Annotated in this window: 7 protein-coding genes; 3 read left to right on the plus strand and 4 right to left on the minus strand. The window is 74.2% G+C overall.

Features of this window, described 5'->3' with window-relative positions; translation table 11 throughout:
- Positions 1-175: 175 nt before the first annotated feature.
- Genes ABD086_RS20105 through ABD086_RS20115 form a run of 3 tightly spaced genes read right to left on the minus strand, consistent with a single transcriptional unit; the run spans position 176 to position 2,437 of the window.
- Positions 176-1,513, minus strand: coding sequence for a dipeptidase (locus ABD086_RS20105; RefSeq protein WP_343909513.1), 1,338 nt, complete (start codon positions 1,511-1,513; stop codon positions 176-178).
- Positions 1,514-1,523: 10 nt separating this feature from the next.
- Positions 1,524-1,859 carry a sterol carrier family protein gene (locus tag ABD086_RS20110; RefSeq protein ID WP_343909515.1) on the minus strand — a complete coding sequence of 112 codons (336 nt, stop codon included), beginning with the start codon at positions 1,857-1,859 and terminating at the stop codon, positions 1,524-1,526.
- On the minus strand, positions 1,859-2,437 hold the full coding sequence (locus ABD086_RS20115; RefSeq protein WP_343909517.1) for a helix-turn-helix domain-containing protein: 579 nt from the start codon (positions 2,435-2,437) through the stop codon (positions 1,859-1,861). Before ABD086_RS20115 ends, ABD086_RS20110 begins: the two co-directional genes overlap by 1 nt.
- Before the next feature lie 69 nt (positions 2,438-2,506).
- On the opposite strand from ABD086_RS20115, the gene ABD086_RS20120 reads away from it, so the two are divergent.
- The 3 genes from ABD086_RS20120 (at position 2,507) to ABD086_RS20130 (ending at position 5,780) form a co-directional block, all read left to right on the plus strand.
- Positions 2,507-3,766 (plus strand): MFS transporter, encoded by a 1,260-nt coding sequence (locus tag ABD086_RS20120; protein WP_343909519.1) that lies wholly within the window; start codon positions 2,507-2,509, stop codon positions 3,764-3,766.
- Positions 3,767-4,594: 828 nt separating this feature from the next.
- The gene (locus ABD086_RS25355; protein ID WP_425571665.1) at positions 4,595-5,128 is read left to right on the plus strand and encodes a methyl-accepting chemotaxis protein; all 534 of its coding nucleotides are present in this window, start codon (positions 4,595-4,597) and stop codon (positions 5,126-5,128) included.
- Positions 5,129-5,186: 58 nt separating this feature from the next.
- Complete coding sequence (locus ABD086_RS20130; RefSeq protein WP_343909523.1) at positions 5,187-5,780, plus strand: hypothetical protein; 594 nt, start codon at positions 5,187-5,189, stop codon at positions 5,778-5,780.
- Here ABD086_RS20130 and ABD086_RS20135 read toward each other — a convergent pair.
- A complete protein-coding gene (locus ABD086_RS20135; RefSeq protein WP_343909525.1) occupies positions 5,777-6,550 on the minus strand; it encodes an alpha/beta hydrolase family protein in 774 nt (257 codons plus the stop codon). The genes ABD086_RS20130 and ABD086_RS20135 overlap by 4 nt on opposite strands.
- Between the last annotated feature and the right edge of the window lie 139 nt (positions 6,551-6,689).

Below are 6,689 nucleotides of genomic sequence, written 5' to 3' on the forward strand. Positions count from 1 at the left end.
GGTGAGGCCCGTCACGGCCTCCGGGGGGATTTCGGACGAGATCCTCCGCTTGACGGGGTGCGTCGCCGCCGCGCGGTGCGACCCCGTCGATGTAACGCGGTGTTGAGACGTCTATGAACCCGTTGCAACGGGTTCATAGATGCTCTAACACCGCGTTACAAGCTGGCGAGCGGCCTCAGGAGGCGAGGTTGCGCAGCAGCAGCGCCTCGGCCAGCACGACCCGCTCGAACTCGGCCAGGTGCAGGCCCTCGTTGGCGCCGTGCGCGCGGGTGTCGGGGTCCTCGACGCCGGTCACCAGCACGCTGGCCTCGGGGAAGGCGTCCAGGAACTCCGCGATGAACGGGATCGACCCGCCCACGCCCATGTCGACCGGCTCGGTGCCGTCCCAGGCCTCGGTGAACGCCGCGCGCGCGGCGTCGTACGCCGGGCCGGTGGCGTCGATCTGGGTCGCCTCACCGGTGTCGACGACGGTGGTGGTGAGGGTCGCGCCCCACGGGACGTGCGCCTCGAGGTGGCGGACCAGGCAGGCCAGGGCGTTCTCGGTGGTGTCGCCGGGGGCGATCCGCATCGAGATGCGCGCGCGGGCGGCCGGGACGAGGGTGTTGCTGGCACCGGCGACCTTGGGCGCGTCCAGGCCGGTGATGCTCAGCGCGGGCCTGGTCCAGAGCCGCTCGACGGTGGAGCCGGTGCCGATCCACTCGATGCCGGGCGCGGCGCCGGACTCGGCGCGCAGCCGCTCCTCGGGGTACTCGACGTCGGCGGCCGGGCCGGAGTGCAGGCCCTCGATCGCGACGTTGCCGGCGTCGTCGTGCAGCGTGGCGAGGACGCGGGCCAGGGTCATCACGGCGTCCGGGACCAGGCCGCCCCACATGCCGGAGTGCACGGCGTGGGTCAGCGTGCGGACCTCCACGTCGAGACGCACCAGGCCGCGGAGGCTCGTGGTCAGGGCCGGCACGCCGATGTCCCAGTTGCCGGAGTCGGCGATCACGATGACGTCGGCCTTCAGCCGCTCCTGGTAGGTCGTGAGCAGGTCGGAGAGCGTCTCGGAGCCGATCTCCTCCTCGCCCTCGATGAACATCGTGACGCTGACCGGCAGGTCGTCGCCGAAGACCCGCAGCGCGCCGAGGTGGGCGGCGATGCCGGCCTTGTCGTCGGCCGCGCCCCGGCCGTAGAGGCGGTCGCCGCGCTCGGTCGGCTCGAACGGCGGGGAGTCCCAGTCCGCGTGGTCGTTCTCGGGCTGCACGTCGTGGTGGGCGTACAGCAGCACGGTCGGCGCGCCCGCCGGGCCGGCCTTGTGCGCGATCACGGCCGGGAGGCCGCCCTCGACGCTGACGATGTCGACCCGGTCGAAGCTCTCCGCACGGAACAGGTCCGCGACCGCCGCGGCGCTGCGGCGCACCTCGTCGTGCCGCGCCGGGTCGGCGCTGACCGACTCGATCCGGACCAGGTCCTCCAGGTCCCGGCGGAGACCGGGGAGGACCGCCTGGACTCGTGCGCGGATGTCGTCCGTCATGCGGAGAAACCTACGTCAGCGGGAGGTACGGCGAGAGATCGGCCCGCTCGCCGCTGGCGCGTACCCGGCCCCCGGCCTCGGCGTCGGTCCAGGCCAGCTCGCCGGTGGCGAGCGCGACCCAGGTGGCGGCGTCCATCTCGATCACGGCCGGGGGCGTGCCGCGGGTGTGGCGGACGCCGGGGATCACCTGGACGGCGGCGTACGGCGGGACCCGGACCTCGACCGAGTGGCCGGGCGCGCGCGTCTCCAGGACGGCGAGGAAGTGCTTGGTGAGCAGCCGCAGGTCGCCGTTCTCGAACGCGGCGGCGACGTCGGCCGGCGCGGCGACGCGGAGCCGGGCGGGCATCAGTCGCGGTCCCCCGGGTAGGGCTGGAGCACCGAGAGCCAGTGGTAGGTGCGGCGCTCCGGGTCGCGGCCGCGGGTCCGGTCCATCCACCGGGTCACGACGGCGTCGAGCTCGGCGGCCAGCTCGACCGCCTCCTCGCGGGTGAGCCGCACGGCCTGCTCGGTGACCGTGCGGAAGGTCTCCGGGTCGCGGCGGTCGTCGCTGTACGCCGCGTCGACCACCAGGTGGGCCCAGCTCGCGGCGTGCTGGCGGAACACCGCCGACGCCGCGGCGCCGCCGGGCTCCTTCTCGAGCTCGGTCAGGTTGACCGAGACCCCGTCCGGCGAGACCGGCCGCCAGACGCGGTCGCGCTTGTCGCGGCCGGCGTCCGGGTCCTCCTCGACCAGGCCGTACTTCGCGAGCTGCCGCAGGTGGAAGCTCATCTGGTTGGCCGGCAGGTCGAGCTCGCGGGCCAGGTCCGCGGCGCGCATCGGGCCGCTGGCGGCCAGCTCGGTGAGGATCCGGTTGCGCACCGGGTGCGCGATCGCCCGCAGCATCTTGGGGTCGTGGACCGCCTGGCTCCGGTGGGGGTAGGTCACCGGCCCACCCTACCGCGAATCCCGCACGCACCATTGCGCACTTACTATTGCGCAATATATGTTGCGCATATGCCGTCGTGCCGAGCGCTCGCCCGCAACCACGACTTCACCGCGCTGTGGATCGGCCAGACCGTGTCGGAGATCGGCAGCCGGATGACGATGTTCGTCTTCCCGCTGATCACGTTCGCGATGACCGGCTCGGCCGTGCTCGCGGCGGCGTCCGAGGCGCTGTACCTGCTCGGCGTCGCCGGCACCCTGCTCCCCGCGGGCGTGCTGGCCGACCGGTACGACCGGCGACGCATCATGCTGGTCGCCAGCGGCAGCGGCGTGCTGCTGTACGGCTCCCTCGCCGTCGCCGGCGTCCTCGGCGAGCTCACCGTCCCCCACCTGTTCGCGGTCGCGCTGCTGACCGGCGTGGGCGCCGGGCTGTTCGCGCCGGCCGAGATCTCGGCGGTCCGCACGGTCGTCCCGGCCGAGGACCTGCCGACCGCGCTCAGCCAGAACCAGGCCCGCCTGCACGTCGCGTCCCTGATCAGCGCCCCGCTCGGCGGCGTGCTGTACGCGGTCACGCGGTGGCTGCCGTTCGCCGTCGACGCGGTGACCTTCGCGGTGTCGTTCGTGCAGCTCGGCCGGATCCGCACCGACCTCTCGCCCGAGACGTACGACGGCCCGCGGCCCCGCCCCCTGCAGGACCTCAAGGACGGCGTGCGGTTCGTCGTCTCCCGGCCGTTCTTCCGGGTGCTCACGATCTGGAGCGGGCTCTCGAACCTGGCGGTGAACGCGCTGTTCTTCGTGGCGATCCTGCGGCTGATCGAGGGCGGGTTCGGGTCGTTCCAGATCGGCCTGGTCGAGGCCGCCGCCGGGTCCGCCGGCATCGTCGGCGCGGTGCTCGCGCCCTGGCTGATCGAGCGGCTGGCCACGGGCTGGCTCACGGTCGCGATCGCGTGGTGCTTCCTGCCGCTCGTCGTACCGATGGCGTTCTGGAACCAGCCCTGGGTGGTCGCGGCCGCGATCGGCCTGGGCATGCTGCTCAACCCCGCGGGCAACGCCGGCATCGGGTCCTACCGGATCGCGGTGACGCCGCCGGAGCTGCTCGGGCGGGTGCAGTCGACCTCGCAGTTCGTGTCCTGGTCGATGATGCCGCTGGCCCCGGTGCTCGCGGGCGTCCTGCTCTCGACGGTCGGCGGCCAGACCGCGATCCTCGTGCTCGGCGGGTTCAGCGCGCTGGTCGCCTGCATCCCGACGTTCTCGCGGTCGGTCCGGGCGGTGCCGAGGCCGGCGCTCTGGGAGCGCCACAAGGCGCCGGGCGCGGTGGCGGTGGCGGCCTAGACCGGTCCTCACATGCGGCGGCGCGCCGCCGATGGTACCCGCATGACATCGACGTGGCTGCCCCGGGGGGCCTCCCTGTCGGAGGCGGAGTTCCGGACCCGGCACACGGCGCTGAGCCTGGTGCTGCTGTTCCACCTGCCGTTGCTCGGCTCGCTGGCGCTGTGGTGGCATCCCGACGGCGGGCTGTCCGGCGCCGACGGGTGTGGCTGCGGCTGGGTCCCGATCGCCGGGATGGCCGCGATCGTCGTCCTGCTCGCGATCGGCCAGGTGGCCAAGAGCCAGGCGGCCCGGGCGGCGGCGGTCAGCGCCGGCCTGATCCTGAGCTCGTGCGTGCTCGTGCACATCTCGGGCGGGATGACCGACCTGCACCTCCACTTCTTCGTGACCGTCGCGCTCGCCGCGCTCTACCAGACGTGGACGCCGTTCCTGCTCGCGATCGTGATCGTCGCGGTGCACCACATCGGGATGAGCCTGATCGACGCGACGATGGTCTTCTCCGACCCGCGGGCCCAGGCGCACCCCATCCCGTTCGCGCTCCTGCACGCGGTCCTGCTGCTCGCCGAGTGCGTGGCGCTCGCGGTCAGCTGGAAGTTCACCGAGACCGCCGAGCAGGCCCGCCTGGCCGAGCAGCAGCTCGCCGAGGAGACGCGACTGCAGCGCCTCGAGGCGCAGGAGGCGCTCGCCGAGGAGCAGCGGCTGACCGCCGAGCGGGCCGAGGCCGAGCTGGTGGCCCGCCAGGAGTGGGCGGCCGACATCACCCGCCGGCTGGAGGCCCTGAACCGCGCCGGCGAGACCCTGCGCGTCGCCGTCGTGGAGTCCGAGACGGTGATGAGCTCGGTGGTCACCGCCGCCGGCGAGATCGGCACCACGGCCGCCGGCGCGGCGACGTCCGCGGACGCGGCGTCCTCCGGTGTCGCGGACTCCAACGCGATGATGCGGCGGCTCGAGGGCTCGGCCGCGCAGATCGCGGACATCGCGCGCGCGATCACCGGCATCGCCGAGCAGACCAACCTGCTCGCGCTGAACGCCACCATCGAGGCGGCCCGGGCCGGCGAGGCCGGGCGCGGCTTCGCGGTCGTCGCCGGGGAGGTCAAGGAGCTCGCCAGCGAGACGGCGCGGGCCACCGAGATGATCGAGGGCGTCGTCAAGGAGGTGCAGACCGGCACCCGCGACGTCCTCGCCAGCGCCGAGAAGATCGAGGTCGTCGTGGCCGAGGTCGCCCGGGCCCAGGCCACGATCGCGGCGGCCGCGGCCGCCCAGATGGAGGCGGCCGACACCGCGCGCCGGTCGATCGGCGACGTCGCGCAGACCACCCAGCAGATCACCGACGAGGTCGCGCTGCTCGCGCACGCGCAGGGCTGAGCCCGGCCCGGCGCGGGCCGGACGACGGTCGGCTCCCGGCCTGAGAGATAGTTCCCCGGTGACGCAGAACGACGGCGACCGGCTCGCGGAGTGGCTCGACGGACTCGGGCTGGCGGACCAGCTCGGCGCGGCGGGGCTCCCGACCTTCACGCGGGACGCGGCCGGCCACGCGGTGTGGACCGACCCCGAGCGGCTCGCGGAGCTGGAGCGGGTGCTGCGCAGCGTGGGCGACGAGCCCGAGCACGCCGTACCCGTCGGCCTGGTGGTGCTCGCCCGGCAGGCGCGGCTGCGCACCCAGCTGCTCGCCACCATGTGGCACACCTACGAGTCGCTGGCCGAGCTGCGCGGCACGTCGGTGGACGCGACCCGGTTCGCGGTGCACAAGGGCGCGTCGGAGCACCGGCTGCTCGTCGTACCGGTCGACGAGCGGGCGGTCGTGCCGGCGTTCCAGCTCGGCACGGACGGCGAGCTGCGTCCCGAGCTCGCGCCCGTGCTCGGCCCCCTGCTCGCGGCGCGGATGGACCCGTGGCGCGCCTGGGCCTGGCTGACCCAGCCCGCCGCGCTGACCCTCGGCAGGCCGCCGGAGCGGGCCGTGGTGTCCGACCCGGCCCTGGTCCGGACCGCGGCGGAGAAGCTCGCCGAGCGTCTCTAGAGCCGGTCGAGGATCTCCAGGGTCCGGGCCCACGCGCCGGAGTCGGGGTCGACGACCGTGAAGTGGTCGCCCGCGACCTCGACCAGGGTCGCGCCCGCGCCGGCCGCCTCGACGTACGCCCGCGACTGGCCGATCGGCACCACGTCGTCGGCGCGGCCGTGCACGCACCAGACGTGGACGTCGAGGGGCAGCATCCGGATCGGGTCGACGCCCGCGTCGGCCGGCCCCGGCGGGTGACCGAGGAACCGCTCGACGGCGCCGTCGCCGAGGTTCTCCTCGTACGCCGCCCGCAGGTCGAGCACGCCGGCCTGGCTGACCACGTGCGTGAACCCGCCGCCGGCCGCCGCCCAGGTCGCGAGGTGGCCGCCGGCGGAGTGCCCGATGCCGACGACCGTCCCGGCCTCGACCGGCAGCGCGTCGATCGCGGCGCGCACGTCGGCAAGCGTGTCCGCGGCGCCGGTGCCGCGGCGGTACTCGATCGCCCAGGTCGCCCAGCCGTGGGCGATGAGGCTGGGCACCAGCGGCTGCGCGTACTCGATGCCGTACTGCGGCTTCCAGAACCCGCCGTGCACCAGCACCGCGACGCCCTGCGGCTCGCCGTCCGGCCGGGTCAGCTCGGCGTACTGGGCGGGGTCCTCGCCGTACTCGTGGCGCTCGGTGCTCACGGGCTTCCTCTCATCGCGGGCGTCGTCCCGGGTGTCGTCGCGGGCGCACGCCGCCGCGGCCGTCAGCACGGCCGCGGGCAGCACGAGGAGGGTACGGCGCCGCACGGGAGTGGTTCGGCGCCGGACGCCGTCCGGATGGCGCGACGGCGTGGACTTGTCGGCGAATCCCTGACGTTGTCGGCCGAAACTTCGAATCTCCTGACTGATGTGTGGGTCAGGTTCGGCCGGGGAGGACGGGTCGGTG

Origin of the sequence: Nocardioides aquiterrae (genome assembly GCF_039526625.1) — a bacterium.
In the GTDB taxonomy this organism is placed as follows: Bacteria; Actinomycetota; Actinomycetes; order Propionibacteriales; family Nocardioidaceae; genus Nocardioides; species Nocardioides aquiterrae.

Coding starts and splice junctions, on each gene's coding strand:
- ABD086_RS20105 (WP_343909513.1), bottom strand. CDS start 1,513: ATGACGGACGACATCCGCGCACGAGTCCAGGCGGTCCTCCCCGGTCTC.
- ABD086_RS20110 (WP_343909515.1), bottom strand. CDS start 1,859: ATGCCCGCCCGGCTCCGCGTCGCCGCGCCGGCCGACGTCGCCGCCGCG.
- ABD086_RS20120 (WP_343909519.1), top strand. CDS start 2,507: ATGCCGTCGTGCCGAGCGCTCGCCCGCAACCACGACTTCACCGCGCTG.
- ABD086_RS25355 (WP_425571665.1), top strand. CDS start 4,595: ATGAGCTCGGTGGTCACCGCCGCCGGCGAGATCGGCACCACGGCCGCC.